Below are 18454 nucleotides of genomic sequence, written 5' to 3'. Positions count from 1 at the left end.
GTCCGGGGGTCCGTAGCCCCACCGGTTAAATATTCTCCCCGGGGAACACCCCACTAGCTGGGGTCTTTTTTGATGCTGGCACGAGACAACGTATGCAGCATGAGCAACGAGTCGCAGTTCGGCCCAGCGTGGCTCGTCCCGAACGCCGCCGGCGGCCTGCCACTGACGGCGTCCCGGCTGTCGCTGGTGGTGGTCGCCGCCGCGTTCGGCGTCGGGCGGCTGGCCGGGCTATCGGTGCCGCTCCGGGTACAGGCCGGCGTCTACCTGCTGGGGATGGTCGCGATGAATCTCCCGCACGGCGGCTACGAGCACTTCGAGAACCTGCGGCGGCGGGCGACGTCCTTCCAGGGGACGTACGTCGTGACGTACCTCGTGGGCATCACGCTGTTCGTGGCGCTGTTCTTCGTCGCGCCGGTAGCCGGACTCGCGCTCGCAGTGAGCGTCGCCGTCGCGAAAGGCGGGTTCGGCGGCGTCCAGTCCATGGAGGCCCTGTACGGGACTGACCACTTGCGGACGCGCCTGCAGCGCTGGCTGGCCGCCGTCGTGCGCGGCGGCGCCGTGATGGTGGTGCCGATGGTGTTCTGGACGGACACCTTCTACGCGTTCAGCGCCGTGATGGTGAACATCTTCGAGCCGGGGGCACTGTCGGCTGTCGCCGGCGACCCCGCGACCAGCCGGCTCTACCTCGGGGCCGGGTTCGGCAGCCTCCTGGTCGCGCACCTCGTGCTCGGCTACCACCGGTCGGCCGGCACGGGCTCGTTCCTCGCGGACGCCGCAGAGACGCTGCTGCTCGTCGCGTACTTCGCTATCGTCCCCGTCGTGGTCGCGGTCGGCCTGTACTTCCCGCTGTGGTACTCGGCCCGGCAGGTGGCGCGCTCGACGGCCGTCGACGAGCCGGCAGTCGACCCGGACGACCACGACGGCGGCCTGCTGGACGCGCTGGACTCCGACGACCCGAAGCGCGTCACGCTGGCGTCGTGGGGCGTGCTGGTGGTCGGAAGCGTCGCCACGTTCGGGTTGGCCGCCGTCGTCTGGACGCTGTCGCCGCAGCCGCTGGGCGGCGCCGGCCTGCTCGTCGGCCTGGTAGCGTTCTGGAGCATCTTCGTGAGCATCATCGCGCTCCCGCACGTCGTGGTCGGCGCGTGGCTCGACCGCACTCGCGGCATCTGGTACGTCCCCTGACTCCCACTCTCGACTTCACTTCATGACATCAACAGACACACAGACGATCGGCGTACTGTTCGCGGGCGAGGACCCCGAGACGGGTCCGACCGCCGGCAGCCTCGCCGACGACGACCGCCTCGAGGTGACACAGGTACGGGACTTCGTCGCCGCGCGCGACCGCGTGGACGACCCGGACATCGACTGCGTGGTCGCGGTCCACGTCGCCGACGGCTTCGACGGCGTGGCGTTCCTCGAGGCCGTCCGACAGACACACGCCGAACTGCCGGTGGTGCTGGTGCCGACGGCCGTCGACGGCGAGGTGGCGCGGCGCGCCGTCGAAGCCGACGCCACCGGGCTCGTCCCGTCGTTCGCAGCCGACGCGACGGAGACGGTCGTCGAACGCCTCCACAGCACTGTGCCGACGTACGCCGCCGAGGGCGACACCCGGATGCCGATATCGGACCTGACGGTGGAGGCCGAGCGCCGCCTCAAGGAGCAGGCGCTCGACGAGGCGCCCATCGGCATCACCATCTCGGACGCCGAGAACCCCGAGGAGCCGGTCATCTACATGAACGACTCCTTCGAGGACATCACGGGGTATCCGGCCGAGGAGGTCGTCGGGGCGAACCACCGCTTCCTGCAGGGGCCGGGGACCGACGAGGAGAAGGTCGCGGCGTTCGGCGAGGCCATCGGCGAGCGGCGGGACGCAGAGGTCGTTCTGCGGAACTACCGGCGCGACGGGTCGCTGTTCTGGAACCAGGTGACCATCAGCCCCATCTTCGACGAGAACGGCGACGTCTCCCACTACGTCGGCTTCCAGATGGACGTCACCGAGCGGCGGGAAGCCCAGCAGGACCTGCAGGCCGAGCGCGAGTCACTGGACCGGCTGCTGGACCGCGTGAACGGCCTCGTGAACGACGTCACGTCGGCGCTCGTCAGGGCCGACAACCGCGAGGAGATCGAGGGCAGCATCGCCGAGCGCGTCGGGACGGGCAGCGAGTACGCCGGCGCGTGGCTCGGCCGGTACGACGCGACGGAGAACACCGTCGAGGTGCGGGAGGCGACGGGCGACTGCGAGGGTGCCGGGGGCACCACCCTCTCTCTCGACGGGGACTCGGCGTGCGTCGTCGCGCTCCGGGAGGTCCTCGAGAAGCGGGAGGCCACTACGGTCGACGAGGCGGAGGCGCTGCCGGGCGTGAGAGACGGCGAGCGGTGCGTGCTCGTGCCGCTGACGTACCGTTCGACGACGTACGGCGTGCTCGCCGTCGCGACGGAGGAACGGCTGCTCGACGACCGCGAGCAGGTCCTGTTGCGGTCGCTGGGGCGCACTGTCGGGGCGTCCATCAACGACGTGCTGACGCGACGCACCATCGCCACCGACACCGTGTTGAACATCGGCGTGGAGCTGTCCGACGACGACATCTTCCTGGTCGACCTCGCGGCGGCCGTCGACACGACGTTCGAGCAGGAAGCCACCATCGCGGACAGCCAGGAGCCTGGCGTGCTCACGCTCGTCAGCACGCCCCACGACGACGCCGAGGCCGTCGTCGAGGCCGCCCGGGCCTACGACGACGTGCTGGACGCGGAGGTAATCGTGTCGACGGACGACGAGAGCGTCGTCCAGTTCAGCCTCGAGAACTCGCCGCTGGTCGACGTGCTCTCGGAGTTCGGGAGCCGGGTGAGGTCGATGCGCGCGGACGGCTCGACACTCGAGCTGGAGGTCCGGGTCGGCACGGAGGGCGCCGCCCGGCGCGTTCTGAGCGCGCTCCGGGAGACCTACGAGGACGTCGAGCTGGTCGCGTACCACGAGGACGACCCCGAGCAGACCCCCCACGGCTTCCGGGAGGAGCTCCGCAGCGAACTCACCGACCGCCAGCTCACGGCGCTGCAGAAGGCGTACGTGAGCGGCTACTTCGAGTGGCCGCGGCGCGCCGAGGGCAAACAGCTCGCCGAGTCGATGGACATCGTGCCGTCGACGTACCACCAGCACCTGCAGGCGGCCAAGCAGAAGCTCGTAGGCGCGTTCTTCGAAGAATAGCGGCGGGGAGCCGGCGAGGCGTCGCCAGCGGGGACCGTGGCGGCGTCGCAAGCGGGGTCGCGCGACCGGTCAGTTCTCGAGGAACGTCTTGAGGTTCTCGACGGTGGCTCTGGCTTCGCGTCGGTTGTAGGCTTCCGCGATGGGTGCGAGGACCGACTCGATGACGGTGTCGGGGAGGTCGTACTCGGCCTCGTACGTGAGGTCGGTGGCGCCGTCGTCGTCGTTGTCGTCACCCGCGAGTTCGTACGTGATGGTGCCGTCGATGGCGCCAGTGAGCCGCTGGACGAGGCGGCTACCGGGGACGCGTTCGACGTCCTCGACGACGCCGACCAGTTCGACGCCGGCGAGCTTGTAGCGGTACTCGGCACGTTTGCCGCCGCTGGCGAGCGCTTCCACGTCTGCGACGTCGACGAGGCCGGGCGTGACTTTCACGTGGTTCCGGGGGTCGTCGAGGAAGGAGAACACTTCACCGGGCGGCGAGTCGATGCGGACCTGTTGCTCGACCGTGAACATGGCTGTGTAACGGCAACAGGAACGTCGGGTGCACCGGGGGTAACTCCGCCGCCCAATCAATTTGGTAGCGAGTGACACAGTCCGCTCGGGGCCGCGACACCCCAGCAGTTTGGGGGGTGTCCCTTTGCGGCTGTCAGTTCACAGCTAGCACGTGTTACCGGAGGCGGGAACGGGATGACGCGAGCGCGAGTGGTCCTGCGGGACTCGAGCAACGACGACGGGGCGACCGGAGTCGACGGTAAGGAGCTCAGGCTCGCATCCGAGACCCGGGAGCGCGTCGGCGTCGCTGTCGGCGGCGCCGTACGCGTCGAGGGTGCCGACGACACCGTCGCGGCGGTCGGCCCCGACAGCGACGCGTTCGGCCCCGACAGCGCACTCGCCGGCGACGACGTCCGTCGGAACGTCGGCGACACCGACGCCGTCACTATCGCCCGTGTCGATCCCGAGCCGGCTGCCGAAGTCGTGGTCGCGCCCGCCCAGCCGTCCGCGCTCGAGGGCGACGCCGACGCGCTCGCGCGAGCGCTCGCGGGCCGGCATCTGGCGGTCGGTGACCGTGTGAACGTCCGGCTGTTCGGCGGGACCGTCGTCGTTGCCGTCGACGTGGTCGAGACCGAGCCCGGTTCACCGGTGACGGCCACCGCGGAGACGACGGTGACGCTCCAGCCAGTCGAGGACGGCGGAACTGATGCCGAGCCAGTTCCCGCTGCCGACGGTCCACGGAGTGGCCTCGGCGGGCTACGCGAGGAGCGCGCGACCCTCCGCCGGCTCGTCGCCGCACCGCTCGTGGACGACGCCTTCGAGGACGTCGGTGCGCGGTCGCCTGCCGGCGTGCTCGTCCACGGCCCTGCGGGCACCGGGAAGACGCTGCTCGTCCACACGGTCGCCGACAGCGCGGGCCTGCCCGTTCACGAGGTGACGCCTGTCGACGCCCGCGACCGTGACGCGCTGGCTGCCGTGCTGCGCGCCGCCAGCGACGACGCGCCGGCCGTGCTGTTCGTCGAGGACCTCCCGGCCGCCGCCCCCAACCCCGAGGCCGGTGGCGGCGGGAGCCCGCGAACGGAGTCCCGTCTGGGCTGGCTGCTCGACCAGGTCCGGGACCGCGAGGACCTCGTGGTCGTCGGGGAGGCGGCGAGCGCCGACGCGGTCGACCCGGCGCTGCGGCGCGGCGGGCGCTTCGACGGTGAACTGCGCGTGGGCGTCCCCGGCTCAGACGCGCGCCGCGAGATCCTGGCCGTCCACGCCGACGGCGTCGGCATCGACGACGACGTCGACCTCGACGCCGTCGCCGCCCGGACCCACGGCTACACCGGCGCCGACCTCGAAGCCGTGCTCGTCGACGCGGCCACCCGAGCCGTGGGCCGCAGCGCCGCCCGGGACCCCGTCGTCGCGGCCCGGGACGTCGACGCCGCGCTCGACGCCGTCGGCCCCTCCACACTGCGCGAGGTCACGGTAGAGCGCCCGTCGGTCTCGTACCGCGACATCGGCGGGCTGGAGCCCGCGAAACGGGAGGTCGTGCGCACCGTCGAGTGGCCACAGCGGTACCCCGACCTCTTCGAGCGCCTCGACACCGACGCGCCGTCCGGCGTCCTCCTCTACGGCCCGCCGGGCACCGGGAAGACGATGCTCGCGAAGGCGGTCGCCGAGTCGACCAACGCGAACTTTCTGGCCGTCGACGGCCCCGAGCTGATGGACCGGTACGTCGGGGAGAGCGAGAAGGGCGTCCGGGAGCTCTTCGAGCGCGCGCGTCGGCTCGCCCCGTCGGTGGTGTTCCTCGACGAACTGGACGCGCTCGCGCCGGCCCGCCGCGACACCGACACCGGCGCCGCAGAGCGCGTCGTCTCCCAGCTGCTGACGGAGCTCGACGGCCTCTCGGCCCGCGGCGAGGTCGCCGTGCTCGCGGCGACGAACCGCCCGGACTCCGTCGACCCGGCGCTGCTCCGGCCGGGCCGCATCGAGAAGCGCGTCGAGGTCCCGGTCCCGGACCGTGACGCGCGGGCCGCCATCCTCGACGTGCACCTCGCGGACGTCACGACCGGCGGCGGCGTCGACACCGGCGCGCTCGCTGACGCCACGCCGGGCTACACCGGCAGCGACCTCGCCGGCGTCGTCCGGGAGGCCGCCCTGCTCGCGATGGAAGACCACCTCCGCCAGACGGATTTCGACGCCGAGGACGCCGACGGCCTCGTCCTCCAGCAGGACCATCTCAGGCGGGCAGTCGACCGCACCGAGCCGTCGGTCGGCGAGTCGGCGTGACGCGACCCAGCGCCCGAGCCGGCCCACGGGGTTTGGGGTGCCGTTGAAGGCCCCGAGGACCGAACTCGGCGTATGGAACAGCAGAACCTCGTCGTCGGCGTGCACGTGATGGTCGCGGTCGCAATCGCGGCGTTCGGCCTCTACCGGGTCTCGCGCGGCCAGCGGATTCCCGGTCTGCTGAACGTCGGGATGGCGGCTGCCGTCGTCGGCGTCGGCGTCTACATGGGTCGCCTGGTCTGAGGGCGTCCTCGCGAGACCGCGCCAGCGGCTGTCAGGACGCCGAGACACACTCCGGGGGCCACCAGTTTGGTCCGTGTTTGAAGCCACAGAACACCGACCACTAGCCGTGACCGAAGACACCGACGAGACGGCCGACACGGCGACAGTGGACGAAGCGACGACGGAGTCGTCCGTGACCACCGACACCGACGCGACGACGGACGAGAGCGAGGACGTGGTCGTGGACCTCGACTCGGCGGAGGCCTACGAGCAGCGCGTCGACGAGCTCGAAGCCCTCGTCGAGGAACAGGGCGAACAGATCGAGGAACTGGAGGACCTGTTGCTGGACCTCTCGGTGCGCGCGGCGGACGACCGCGGCATGGGCGTCTGTCCGGAGTGCCACGGGCCAGTGGAGAAGATCGACCCGTGGTTCGGGTCGGCGCGAATCGAGTGCCGTCGCTGCGGCGAGGTGTTCCACGAGTACTAGCCCAGATAAGCACTCCAAACTGGTGGGGTATCCCTTTGAGGCCGGGCGCGTCCCTAGGGGAGAGTGACGTGGTACCACGCGGCAACCGACGCAGTCCACTCACCACCACATGGTCTCACGGGAACAGATACGACGGAGCAAGGCCGTCCAGCGGACCACCGGCAGGACGTTCCACGTCGCGACCCGGTTCCTCCCCGGACAGGTCCGGTACCCGACGTACGTCCTGTACGCGTTCTTCCGGCTGACGGACGAGATCGTCGACGACGAGGACCCCGGACCGCCCGAGGCCCAGCGCCGGGAACTCGAGCGCGTCCGCGAGGCAGCACTCGGAGAGCGCGAGACCGACGAGCCAGTGCTCGCGGCGTTCGCCGACCTCCGGGAGCGCCACGACATCCCCCGCGAGGAGGTCGACGCGTTCGTCGACTCGATGCTGATGGACGTCGAGGACACCGTCCGGTACCGGGACCACGACGAGCTGTCGACGTACCTCCGCGGGTCCTCGGTCGCCGTCGCGTACATGATGCTCGAAGTCATGGACCCCGAACAGAAGGCGGTCGCGCGACCGCACGCCGCCTCGCTGGGCGAGGCGTTCCAGCTCACGAACTTCCTGCGGGACGTCCGGGAGGACGTCGTCGACTACGACCGCGTCTACCTCCCGGCCGAGACGCTGGACGGCTACGGTGCCAGCCACGGGGACGTCACCAGCCTGTCGTTCTCGCCCGCCGTCGGGCACGCCGTTCAGGCGGAGCTCCGGCGAACCGAACGGCTCTACCACCACGGCGTCGACGGCATCCGTTACCTGCCCGACGGCTGCCAGTTCCCCGTGCTGGCGGCGGCTGTGATGTACGCCGACCAGCACCGGCTGATCCGCGACCGGGGCTGCGACGTGGTCTCCGAGCGGCCGACGCTGACACTCCCGCGGCGACTGAGTCTCGTCGCCCGCGCGTGGCTGCGCTGGCAGTTCACCGACGACCCACTCGACGTGTTCTACGCCGTCACCGACCTCGCGGCGCCGGACGACGACGAGTTCGCCGTCCCCGCGAACACGAACGCCGCGGTCGGCGACGCCACTGCGAACTCTGACTGACGGGCAACGCTGCGCCACCGGATGGCCCGCTACCGGCCGCCGCGCAGCAGTTCCGAGATACGGTCCCGGATACGGTCGTGGTCGCCGAGCCGGAGGTAGTAGGCGCCGGTGCCGTCCTCGTAGTAGTCGTCGATCTCGCGCTCGACAGTGAACCCGAGATTCCGGTAGAACCCGATGGCGTTCTCGTTGGTCTTCCGGGCGTGACAGGACGCCTTCCCCGCCTCGGAGGCGACCGACGCGACGAGGCGCTCGCCGAAGTTCTCGCCGCGGTACTCGGGCGCCACCGCCAGGAAGAGAATGTAGCCGTCGGAGCGCGCCGCCGCGAACCCTATCAGGTCGTCGCCGCCGTCGTCGTCACCGTCGTTGCTGCCGTCACCCGCGAGGAAACAGTGGACCGTCGCCCGCCGGTACGCGTTCGCGAAGAACCCGCGTCGCTGCTTCAGGAGGCCCTCGTGCTCCCGGATGTGCTCTTTCAGCGCCCAGGCCGCTTCGAGGTGTTCGTCGCTGCCCGGGGGAACCACCTGTTCGTCCACCGTGACGCTCACCCGAGACGGTAGCGCGCCGACGACCATAATTCCACCGTCCCGCGGGGGCTCGCCGTCGAAATGCTTTCCTCCGTGCTCGCCGTCGCGTCCGACGATGACCACAGCCGACTCCCGGGGTGCGTCGCGGTGACGTCGTTCACGCTCCGCGACCACACCGCCGACGTCGCCGTGGAAGCCGACGCCGACAGCCTCGGCGGCGTGTTCGCCGCGCTCGCCGACGGCATGGCCGCCGCGATGGCCGACGGCGATGTCCCCGACGCGGGCGAGCGGTTCGCCGTCGAGGAACGCGCCGAGTCCCGGGAAGCCGTGCTCTACGACTACCTCAGCCGACTCCTCTACGAGCGAGACGTCCGCGGCGTCCTCCCCGTCGACAGCGACGCGACGGTGCGCGAGGTGGCCACCGGCAGCGGCGACACCGGGGCGGGCGAGGACGGTGAGGAGGACGCCAGCGAGTGGGTGGTCGAGGCGACGGCTCGCGGCGTCCCGCTGAGCGAACTCCACGCCCGCGACCTCAAGGCCGTCACGTACTCCGAGATGGTCCTCGAGCCCCGCGAATCCGGCTGGCACGCGTACGTCGTCTTCGACGTCTGACGCCGCACCTGCGAGACTTTTCGGTGTGGCGGCCGTACGACGACTATGGCTCTCGCAGGTCTCGGGGCTCCCACCCACGTCCGCTACGTCGTCGACGGGTCGTCGGCGGTCGAGGCAGTAGCGTTTCTCCTCGACGTCCTCTCGGCCCCGGTGAACGCGACCGCGGTCGGCGCCGGCGGTCTCGCCGTGGTCACGGCTATGGCGGCGTTCCTCCGGTACCGGCCCGCCGCCGCCGACATCGACGCGCTGCGCGACGCGCTCGCCAGCTACCGCGCGTTCGTCCCGTGGATGCTCCGGCTCGCGGTCGGCCTGCCGCTGGTCGGCGCCGGGTTCGCCGGCTACTTCTTCTCGCCGGCAGTCCAGAGTCCCACGCGCGTGCTCCAGGTGTCGCTGGGGTTCCTGTTGCTGTTCGGACTCGCCACCCGGGCGGTGGCGCTGGCCGGACTGGCCGTCTACCTCGCCGGTCTCGTCGTCGACCCAGACCTCCTGTTGGCCAGCGAGTACGTCGGTGGCTTCCTCGGCATCGCCGTGCTCGGCGGCGGCCGCCCGAGTGCCGACCACCTCCTCCAGCGGGTCGCCGCTGCCGACGACACCCTCTACGGCCGACTGGACCCCCTCCACCCACTGGTCGACCGATTCAACGACGTAGTTGCGCCCTACGAGCGGTTCGCGCCGACTGTCGTCCGCGTCGGCCTCGGCGTCAACTTCGCGCTGCTCGGGTTCTGGGAGAAACTCGCCCACCCCGGGCGCGCGCTCGCCGTCGTCGAGAAGTACGGCCTCACCGCCGTCGTCCCCGTCGACCCCGGCCTCTGGGTAGTCGGCGCCGGGCTCACCGAACTCGCAATCGGCGTTCTCCTCGTGTTCGGCCTGTTCACGCGAGCCACCGCCGCCACCGCGTTCCTCGTGCTCACGACCACGCTGTTCGGCCTGCCCGACGATCCAGTGCTCGCACACGTCACGCTGTTCGGGCTAGTCTCCGCGCTGTTCGTCACCGGCGGCGGCCCCCTGTCGGTCGACGAACGCCTCGGCACCGTCTCCGACCGCGCGCGAGTCCGTGCGACCGCGGAGTAGACGAAACGTATTCCAGCGCGGACGGCGGACGGACACGTATGACTTCCTTCGACGCGCGCGGCCACCACCTCACCGAGGTCGAGCCGGACGTCTGGGAGCTCGCCCGGGACGACGAGATGCGCGTCCCGGCGCGCGTGCTCGCCAGCGAGGCGCTCCTCGAGCAGATTGGAGGCGACAAAACCCTCGACCAGCTCCGGAACGTCGCCTGCATGCCCGGCGTCGTCGCGCCCGCGCTCTGCATGCCCGACGGCCACCAGGGCTACGGCTTCCCCGTCGGCGGCGTCGCCGCCTTCGACGCCGAAGACGGCTGTATATCGCCCGCAGGAATCGGCTTCGACATCAACTGCGGAGTGAGAATGGTGAAGACGAACCTCACTTACGACGACGTCCGGGGCCACGAGGAGGAGCTCGTGGACGCGCTGTTCGACGCCGTGCCCTGCGGGCTGGGGGGCGGCGGCGTCCACGACGGCAACCACACCGACCTCGACGAGGCGCTGGAGCGGGGCGTGGACTGGTGCGTCGAGGCGGGGTACGCCGTCCGCGAGGACCGCCTGCACTGCGAGGACGAGGGCCAGCGGCCGGACGCCGACCTCGACGCCGTCTCGAAGAAGGCCCGGGACCGGGGCGCCAGCCAGATGGGGTCGCTGGGGTCGGGCAACCACTTCCTCGAAGTCCAGCGCGTCACGGACGTCCACGACGACGAGACGGCCGACGCCTTCGGTCTCGCCGAGGACCAGATCGTGGTCCTGATTCACTGCGGCTCGCGGGGGCTCGGCCACCAGGTGTGTTCGGACTACCTGCGGCGCATCGAACAGGAACACCCCGACTTTCTGGAGTCGCTGCCGGACAAGGACCTCGCGGCGGCGCCCGCGGGCTCCGAGCTCGCCGAGGAGTACTACGGTGCGATGTGCGCCGCCATCAACTTCGCGTGGGTGAACCGCCAGCTCATCACGCACGCCGTCCGGGAGACGTTCGCGGACGTCTTCGACGCGCCGGACTGGGAAGCCCTCGAGATGGACCTGCTGTACGACGTGGCCCACAACATCGCGAAGCGCGAGACCCACGAGGTCGTCGCCGGCGAGGACGACGACGGCGGCTACAGCCTCTACGGCGACGGCGAGCGCGTCGACCGCGAGCTGTTCGTCCACCGGAAGGGCGCGACGCGGGCGTTCCCCGCCGGCCACCCGGACGTCCCGGCAGCGTACCGCGAGGTCGGCCAGCCAGTCATCATCCCCGGGTCGATGGGTGCGGGCAGCTACGTCCTGAAGGGCGGCGACGGCTCGCTCGGCCGGTCGTTTGGCTCCACCGCCCACGGCGCCGGCCGCCTGATGAGCCGCACGCAAGCCAAAGACGAGTACTGGGGCGGCGACGTGCAAGACGACCTCCGCGAGGACAGCGACATCTACGTGAAGGCGGCCTCCGGCGCCACCATCGCCGAGGAGGCCCCCGGCGTCTACAAGGACGTCGACGACGTCGTCGGCGTCTCCGACGCCCTCGGCATCGGCGACCTCGTCGTCCGCACCTACCCCGTCTGTAACGTCAAGGGGTGACCGTCAGTGCCGTCGGCCCGCGCACCGGTCAGAGCGAGGTGTCGGCGAGTGCGATTAGTTCTCTCGCGTCGTCGAGACGCTTCTGCCGGAGTTCCTCGCCGATGCCGGGGTCGTCCAATCCTGCCAGCGCGTTCAACGCGCGGTCGATTCCGTGGACGCTCGCCGCGAGGTCCTCGGCCGTCTCGCAGGTGAGGTCGTCGTCCCTGATTCGGTGCTTGCGTCGGAGGCGTTCGCGACGGAGCATCGACTGAACCGACTCGATTTCTTCGCGCCGGTCGGCCGGTACGGAGTCGAGGCGCTTGCACTCGAAGACGAACGCCTTCAGGTCGATGGTGGTGTCGCCGACGGTAAGCTCGTCTGGAATCGACTCGCCGATGCTGTTCGAGGACCGTTCGACGCGGTCAAGCAGTCGCTCTCGTTCTCGGTCGTCCATACCTGCCGCGTGACGGGCATCGGCATTAGTCGTTCTGAGCAACTCGATACACTAACCCTGTTGACACGGTGGGTTTACGTGGCGCGCGGCGTAGTTCTCGGGAGTGGACGACGACGCCTCGACGGACGTGTTCGACGTGGTTTCGCAGGCCACTCGCGCCGACATCTTGCGCGCCCTCGCCGACTTCCACCGGAGCGAGGGCGCGGACGCGAGGCTCGCGTACAACGACCTCCGGAAGCGCGTCGGCGAGCGCGACAGCGGGAACTTCACCTACCACCTCGACCGCCTCGATGGACTCGTCGAAGGCGGGGCCGACGGCTACCGGCTCTCCCGCGTGGGGATGCGCGTAGTGTCTATGCTGCGGTCGGGATTCCTCGACACCGACTGGACGTGGGGACCGGTGGATGCGCCGGGGGAGTGCTGGACCTGCGGCGACGACCTCTGTCTGCGTTACGAGGCGGGCGCGCTCCACGTGACCTGCGGCGACGACGACCACGCGCTGGCGCTGTACGTCCCGCCGAGCTTTCTTCAGTCACAGCCCCGGGATGTCGTCGCCGAGCGCGCCGGCTTCCTCGAAAACCGCTGGGGGTCGCTGACCCGAGCGGGCGTCTGCTCGGAGTGTTCGGGGCGCGTCAAGGGCGAACTCGAGCTATGGCACGGCGACCCCGAGCACTACGTCTATCACGGCGACTGCCACCACTGTGGGTTCCAGCACGTGCTTCCCGTCGGGCTGTTCCTACTCGGGCACCCCGACGTACTGGCTTTCCACTTCGACCACGGCGTCGATGTCCGTACGGTGCCGTTCTGGACGCTGGACTTCTGCGAACCGGGCGCCGAGTCCGTGGTGTCGAGGGCGCCGCTCCGGGTGCGCGTCGTCGTCGAAGCGGGCTGCGAGACACTGTCACTGACCGTCGACGGCGACGGTGAGGTAGTCGAAACAGAGCGCACCTGACCGACGACGGCAGCGAGACTGGCGCGGAGCGACCCCTACCGCGAGAAGCCCGGCCCGGACGGTCCACCGGGACCGCCCGGCGAGTCCGGACCCTGCGTCTCGGAGAGTTCGACGCGCCGGGACTCCCGGCTCCCCTCGACTTCGCTGCCGTCCTCGAAGCGCACGAAGTTCAGGTAGAACGGCTCCCCGCAGCCCGGTTCGTCGGCGTCGCTCGCCTCGCTCGCGTCGGGCGGGTGCGACCAGTCGAGCACGCCTCCCTCCCCGCAGTCCAGCCGCACGCCGTCGAACTCGTCGGCCTCGTAGTCGTCCTCGGCGGGGTCGGCGTACGTCCAGCCCTCCAGCGGGAACGGCGTCACGGACTTGTCCGCCATGTAGGGGTCGCGGTCGAGTTCGGCGACGGCGCCACACCGCGGACAGTAGTACGAGACGGCGACCATACCAGTGGTTCGGGCGCGCGGCGTAAAGCCAGTGCGGCGCCGGCAGCCCGACGACCGGGCGTAGCCGGTCGCGGCGGTGGTCTCCGAGTGGCAATACTCGTGGCGGGATGGTCGTTTTATCTTCCACCAGTCGGAACCGGTGTGTATGGAATTGTCTGACAGGGACATCCGGGTAGACGTCCGACACCTCGGCGGCCTCCTCGGTGAGGTACTGCGGGCCCAGACCTCCGACTCGACCTTCGACGCGGTCGAGGGGCTCCGCACGCGGGCTATCGAGAACCGCGACCGCGGCGACGGCGACCACGGCGACCTCCGCGCGCTGTGTGCCGACCTGGACGACGAGGACGGACTGGCAGTCGCTCGCGCCTTCACCACGTACTTCGAACTCGTGAACCTCGCGGAGGAACGCGACCGCATCCGCGCGCTCCGCGAGCAGAGCCAGGCCGGCCGACCCGACGACGGCCTCGAAGCCGCCGTCGAGGCGCTCGCGACCGCCGACCCGGAGACCGTCCAGCGCGCGTTCGAGGACGTGCTCGTCGAACCGACGTTCACCGCACACCCCACCGAAGCCCGGCGCAAGACCGTGAAGTCCCAGCTCCGGTCGGTCGCGGACGAACTCGAGACGCTCGACCAGCAGCTCCTCACGACCAAAGAGCAACGCCAGCACGAGGAGGCGCTCGCGGCCACCGTGACGAGCCTCTGGCAGACCCGGCAGGTCAGGCAGCGCCGGCCGGAGCCGTTCGACGAGGCGCTGAACGTCCAGTGGCACCTCGAACACGTGCTCTTCGACGTGGTCGGCGAGGTGTACCGCGAGCTGGAGCACGCGCTCGACGACGACGACCTGGAGGCGTCACTGGACGTGCCGAAGCTCCTGGAGTTCCGGTCGTGGGCGGGCAGCGACCGCGACGGCAACCCCTTCGTCACGCGCGAGGTCACCGAGCGCACGCTCGACCGCCAGCAGCGCGTCGTCCTGGAGAAGTACCTGGAGGCCGTCGACGACCTCGTCGACGTCGTGAGCCACGACGGGTCACGGCTCTCGCACTGCGACCGGTTCGACGACCAGCTCCGCGCGAACCGGGAACGGTTCCCCGCGGCGGCCGACCGCGCCGCCGACGAGTACGACGGCGAGCCGTACCGCCAGCAGGTCGCGCTGCTGACCGAACGTCTCGACCGCGTCACCGACCCCCGCGACGGCGGGTACGCCACTCCCGACCAGTTCCGCGCGGAACTGGCGGGGCTGGCCGAGGACCTCCGTGCGAACGGGGCCGACGAGGTGGCGCGGCTGCACGTCGACCCGCTCGTCCGGCAGGTCGAGACGTTCGGGTTCACGCTCGCCAGTCTCGACCTCCGCGACCACCGCGAGAAACACACGCACGCCATCTCGGCGGTACTCGACCGGCACGGCACCGACTACGCGGGGATGAGTGAGTCCGAGCGCGTCGACTTCCTCACCGACGCCATCACGCAGCCGTCGCCGATGCTCGATCTCACCGACACCGACGCCCTCGACGACGAGGCTACCCGCGTCCTCGAACGGTTCGACGCGCTCGCGGACTGGCACCGCGAGTTCGGCGTGGACGCCATCGACACGTACTGCATCTCGATGTGCGAGCAGCCCAGCCACGTCCTCGAAGTCCTGTTCCTCGCCGACCAGGCCGGCGTCGTCGACCTCCCCGAGACCTGCAACCTCGACGTCGTGCCGCTGCTGGAGACCGAGGCCGCGCTCTCGGACGCCCGCCGCATCATGGGGACACTGTTCGAGAACGAGGCGTACGCGGCGGCCCTCGAGGCACGCGGTGACACCCAGGAGGTGATGCTCGGATACTCTGACTCCAACAAGGAGAACGGCTACCTGGCCGCCCGGTGGTCGCTGTACCGGAACCAGAAGCGCCTCGCGGCCATCTGCGAGGACTACGGCGTCGACCTCCGGCTGTTCCACGGGCGCGGCGGGTCGGTCTCGCGGGGCGGCGGCCGGATGAACGACGCGCTGCTCGCGCTCCCGAACGAGTCGGTCACCGGCCAGGTGAAGTTCACCGAGCAGGGCGAGACCATCGCCGAGAAGTACGCGAACCCGACCATCGCGGAGCGGGAGCTCGAACAGATGCTGAACGCCCAGCTCCGCGCCCGGGTGAACGCCATCGAGACGCCGACCGAGCCGGTCGCCGACGAGTGGCTGGAGGCGGTGGCGACGGCGGCCGACGCTGCCCGGGAGTCCTACCGTGACCTCCTCGACAGCGAGGGGTTCGTGTCGTACTTCGAGCACGCCACCCCCATCACCGTCATCGAGAACCTCAACCTCGGATCGCGGCCGGCGTCGCGGAGCGGGGACCGCAGCATCGAGGACCTGCGCGCGATTCCCTGGGTGTTCTCGTGGACGCAGTCGCGGTGCATCGTCCCGGGCTGGTACTCGCTGGCGACCGGCCTCGACGCGTACCTCGACGACGGCGGCGACGTCGAGACGCTCCAGGAGATGTACGAGTCGTGGCCGTTCTTCAGGACGGTGCTCGAGAACGCCGCCCACGCGCTCGCCCGCACCGACATGGCGGTCGCCCGCGAGTACGCCGACCTCGCGCCCGACCCGTTGCGGGACCGCTTCTTCCCGGAGATCGAGGCGGAGTACGAGCGCGCGGTCGACCTCGTCACGACCGTCGCCCAGACGGACGACCTCCCGATTCCGGGGTGGCTCGCGGAGAGTCTCGACCGCCGGAACCCCTACGTCGACCCGCTCCACCACCTCCAGATGCAGTTGCTCGCCACGGACGACCGGTCGTCGGTCGAGGAGCGGGCGCTCCGCCTGGCCGTGAAGGGCATCGCCGCCGGCATGCAGAACACGGGGTGAGCGCTCGCGAGCCCGCAGCAGCCAGCAGGGGCTTACGAAAAGACCTATTGCTCGACCCGCCGGACGTTCCTGTATGATAGACGAGACTGCCGAGGAGATCCGCGAGATGCGGACGCACTCCTCCTCGGTCGTCGCGGTGAAAGCGGCGCGAGCCCTCGAAGCGCTGCTGGACGGCGAGTATCCGACCGTCGAGGAGTACGTGCGGGCGCTGGAGCGCAACAGCACGGCGCTCCGGCGCGCCAACCCCTCCCACGCGTCGCTGGTGACGACCCAGCGGGAGGTCGTCGAGCGCGTCCGCGACATGGACCCCGCGTCGGTGATGGAGGCCCAGGAGCTGACGGCCGCCGCCATCGACGACGTGGTCGATCGCGTGAACACCGGGAAACACGAGGCAGCCGAAGCCACCGCCGACCGCATCAAAGACGGCCAGACGCTGCTCACGCACGACTACTCGTCGACCGTGCTGGAGGCCATCGAACTGGCGGCGCGGGACGGCAAACACCTCGACGTGGTCGTGACTGAGGCCCGGCCGCGACACCTCGGCCGGAAGACGGCGCGGACGCTGGCGGCGATGGACCGCGTCGACCCGACCCTCATCGTGGACGGCGCGTCCGGCTACTACCTCGGCGACTGCGACCAGGTCCTGCTCGGGATGGACTGCATCGTCGAGGACACGTACTACAACCGCGTGGGGACGTACCCGCTGGTGGCGACGGCGGCCGACGTCGGGACGCCGGTGACGGTGGCCGGGTCGGGCGCGAAGCTCGTCGAGTCGGGGTTCCAGTTCGAGAACGACTTCCGGGACACGAGCGAGGTCATCCGGGAGCCGCCGGAGGGCTTCGAGGTGCAGAACCCGGCGTACGACGCGACGCCGACCCGGCTGCTGGACGCCGTGGTGACGGACGAGGGCGTCCGGGAGTACTAGACGGGACCGCCGGCGTTCTCCTACAGTTCCGGCGGCTCGCTGCGGCCGACGGCTATCTCGTGTGCTTCGACGTCTTCGAGCGCGGCGACCCGGCCGCCGACTTCGACGCGACCTGCCTCCTCGCTGTCGACGACGATGGTGGCGACCTCGCCGGTCTCCTCGAAGCGCGTCTCCGCGACCCGGCCGGCGACCCGGCGGTCGTCGCCCGTCAGGACGTCGCGGCCGCTGACGGTCGCGTAGACGTCGCCGTCGACGGACTGGAGGTCTCGCACGCAGCGCCGGATAGAGGCGTAGGTCCGCGGGAGTTCGACGCCGTCGTCCGGTTCGTAGAGGGTCTCCGTCGCCGTCGACCAGATGACGGTGCCGAAGAAGCCCGAGACCAGGAAGCCAAGCGCCGAGCGGTCGAAGATGACGCCGTAGCGCTCGGAGTCGTCGCGGACGGCGTCCTGCGTGGCGTACACCGAGTAGTGGCCGTCGGCGACGGCGATGACGGGGGTCGTGATGCCGCGACGGCCGCGCGCCGTCGTCGTCGAACGACTGTAGTCGAACTCCTCGGGGTCCGGGGCGTCACGGGCGGGCGTGACGACGACGTCGACGCTCACGCCGCGGTCTTTCGCGGCCGCAAGGTCGTCCGCGAAGCGCTCGAGGAGGCTGGGCGTGAGCGAGCACACGAGCTCGAACTCCGCCTCGTCGACGACTTCGCCGAAGTACCGGACGATGGTCGACCGCGACTTCACCAGCGAGACGGCCTCGGTCTCGCGGGCCGGCTTGGTGTACTCGGCTTCGAGCGCGCCGACCATCTCGGTGAAGTCCTGGCGAAGGCTCGAGAAGGCTTCCTCGGGGTCGAGGGCGACGACTTTCATCGGGCGGGACTCCCGGAGTTCGACGAGTCCGCGGTCGCCGAGACTCCGGACGGTGTCGTAGACGCGTGGCTGCGGGATGTCGGTGCGGTCGGCGATGTCGCTGGCGGTGAGTTCGCCGTGCCGGAGCACCGTGAGGTAGGCTTCGACCTCGTACTCGCCGAGGTCGAATCCCCTGCCGACGCGCTCGACGGTCCCGCGGAGGTCCTCGTCGCTCATACCCGTACGGACGAACAGCCCCGCCTTTTAGGTGGCGGTCGGCGGGCCGCGACCGCGCCACCGGAGTGCGGGTGGGACCTCGGCAGTCACTCGGCTCGCTCGCGATCTCGTAGATCTCGTCGCCGTACCTGAGGTAGCAGGGTTCGTCCAGCCCGAACGGCGGCGTCACGCCCGACGGCGCCTCGTAGCGGACGGTGTCGACGCCGTCCTCGAAGAACGGCAGGGCGTTCCGCAGCGGATTCGGGTCGCCCATCACCTCCATCCGGGGTCG

The 18454-nt window shown here is 70.4% G+C and carries 17 protein-coding genes; 12 read left to right on the top strand and 5 right to left on the bottom strand.

Annotation, left to right across the window (positions count from 1 at the left end):
- Positions 1-99 precede the first annotated feature (99 nt).
- Positions 100-1182 carry a Brp/Blh family beta-carotene 15,15'-dioxygenase gene (locus LT971_RS05690; protein WP_237005885.1) on the top strand — a complete coding sequence of 361 codons (1083 nt, stop codon included), beginning with the start codon at positions 100-102 and terminating at the stop codon, positions 1180-1182.
- Between the two features lie 22 nt (positions 1183-1204).
- On the top strand, positions 1205-3202 hold the full coding sequence (locus LT971_RS05685) for a bacterio-opsin activator domain-containing protein (protein ID WP_237005884.1): 1998 nt from the start codon (positions 1205-1207) through the stop codon (positions 3200-3202).
- Positions 3203-3271: 69 nt separating this feature from the next.
- Here LT971_RS05685 and LT971_RS05680 read toward each other — a convergent pair whose 3' ends face one another.
- Positions 3272-3715 (bottom strand): SRPBCC family protein, encoded by a 444-nt coding sequence (locus LT971_RS05680; RefSeq protein ID WP_237005883.1) that lies wholly within the window; start codon positions 3713-3715, stop codon positions 3272-3274.
- A 174-nt stretch (positions 3716-3889) separates the two neighbouring features.
- Between LT971_RS05680 and LT971_RS05675 the strand changes: the two genes are divergently transcribed.
- The 4 genes from LT971_RS05675 to LT971_RS05660 all read left to right on the top strand — a co-directional run bounded on the left by LT971_RS05675 (position 3890) and on the right by LT971_RS05660 (position 7761).
- Positions 3890-5968, top strand: a complete 2079-nt coding sequence (locus LT971_RS05675; RefSeq protein ID WP_237005882.1) for an AAA family ATPase — start codon at positions 3890-3892, stop codon at positions 5966-5968.
- Between the two features lie 72 nt (positions 5969-6040).
- Complete coding sequence (locus LT971_RS05670) at positions 6041-6208, top strand: hypothetical protein (protein WP_237005881.1); 168 nt, start codon at positions 6041-6043, stop codon at positions 6206-6208.
- A gap of 106 nt (positions 6209-6314) precedes the next feature.
- Positions 6315-6674 (top strand): hypothetical protein, encoded by a 360-nt coding sequence (locus LT971_RS05665; protein ID WP_237005880.1) that lies wholly within the window; start codon positions 6315-6317, stop codon positions 6672-6674.
- Positions 6675-6783: 109 nt separating this feature from the next.
- Positions 6784-7761: a phytoene/squalene synthase family protein gene (locus LT971_RS05660; protein ID WP_237005879.1), complete on the top strand. Its 978-nt coding sequence runs from the start codon at positions 6784-6786 to the stop codon at positions 7759-7761.
- 29 nt (positions 7762-7790) lie between these two features.
- Here the strand turns inward: LT971_RS05660 and LT971_RS05655 are convergent, their stop codons facing one another.
- On the bottom strand, positions 7791-8306 hold the full coding sequence (locus tag LT971_RS05655; RefSeq protein WP_237005878.1) for a GNAT family N-acetyltransferase: 516 nt from the start codon (positions 8304-8306) through the stop codon (positions 7791-7793).
- A 60-nt stretch (positions 8307-8366) separates the two neighbouring features.
- Here LT971_RS05655 and LT971_RS05650 point away from each other — a divergent pair, with 60 nt between their 5' ends.
- From LT971_RS05650 to LT971_RS05640, 3 genes are read left to right on the top strand one after another with little or no spacing between them, the layout of a single operon-like run.
- Entirely contained in the window at positions 8367-8897 is a 531-nt protein-coding gene (locus LT971_RS05650; RefSeq protein ID WP_237005877.1) for an archease, read from the top strand.
- Positions 8898-8942: 45 nt separating this feature from the next.
- Positions 8943-9968 (top strand): DoxX family protein, encoded by a 1026-nt coding sequence (locus tag LT971_RS05645; RefSeq protein ID WP_237005876.1) that lies wholly within the window; start codon positions 8943-8945, stop codon positions 9966-9968.
- A 38-nt stretch (positions 9969-10006) separates the two neighbouring features.
- A complete protein-coding gene (locus tag LT971_RS05640) occupies positions 10007-11518 on the top strand; it encodes an RtcB family protein (protein WP_237005875.1) in 1512 nt (503 codons plus the stop codon).
- A 28-nt stretch (positions 11519-11546) separates the two neighbouring features.
- Here LT971_RS05640 and LT971_RS05635 read toward each other — a convergent pair whose 3' ends face one another.
- On the bottom strand, positions 11547-11951 hold the full coding sequence (locus LT971_RS05635) for a DUF5788 family protein (RefSeq protein WP_237005874.1): 405 nt from the start codon (positions 11949-11951) through the stop codon (positions 11547-11549).
- A gap of 103 nt (positions 11952-12054) precedes the next feature.
- On the opposite strand from LT971_RS05635, the gene LT971_RS05630 reads away from it, so the two are divergent.
- On the top strand, positions 12055-12903 hold the full coding sequence (locus tag LT971_RS05630) for a winged helix-turn-helix domain-containing protein (RefSeq protein ID WP_237005873.1): 849 nt from the start codon (positions 12055-12057) through the stop codon (positions 12901-12903).
- A gap of 35 nt (positions 12904-12938) precedes the next feature.
- On the opposite strand, the gene LT971_RS05625 is transcribed toward LT971_RS05630, so the two are convergent.
- Complete coding sequence (locus LT971_RS05625; protein ID WP_237005872.1) at positions 12939-13340, bottom strand: DUF7969 family protein; 402 nt, start codon at positions 13338-13340, stop codon at positions 12939-12941.
- A 145-nt stretch (positions 13341-13485) separates the two neighbouring features.
- Between LT971_RS05625 and ppc the strand changes: the two genes are divergently transcribed.
- Together ppc and LT971_RS05615 are read left to right on the top strand one after the other, a co-directional pair.
- On the top strand, positions 13486-16179 hold the full coding sequence (gene ppc / locus LT971_RS05620; protein WP_237005871.1) for a phosphoenolpyruvate carboxylase: 2694 nt from the start codon (positions 13486-13488) through the stop codon (positions 16177-16179).
- Positions 16180-16252: 73 nt separating this feature from the next.
- A complete protein-coding gene (locus LT971_RS05615; protein ID WP_237005870.1) occupies positions 16253-17104 on the top strand; it encodes an eIF2B alpha/beta/delta subunit family protein in 852 nt (283 codons plus the stop codon).
- Between the two features lie 20 nt (positions 17105-17124).
- Here the strand turns inward: LT971_RS05615 and trmB are convergent, their stop codons facing one another.
- Entirely contained in the window at positions 17125-18183 is a 1059-nt protein-coding gene (gene trmB, locus LT971_RS05610; protein WP_237005869.1) for an HTH-type sugar sensing transcriptional regulator TrmB, read from the bottom strand.
- Positions 18184-18454 lie beyond the last annotated feature (271 nt).

It is taken from the genome of Halobacterium rubrum, assembly GCF_021729015.1.
GTDB classification, from domain to species: Archaea; Halobacteriota; Halobacteria; order Halobacteriales; family Halobacteriaceae; genus Halobacterium; species Halobacterium rubrum.
The sequence above is the reverse complement of the archived record's forward strand: the minus strand, read 5'-3'. Positions and strand labels throughout refer to the sequence as shown.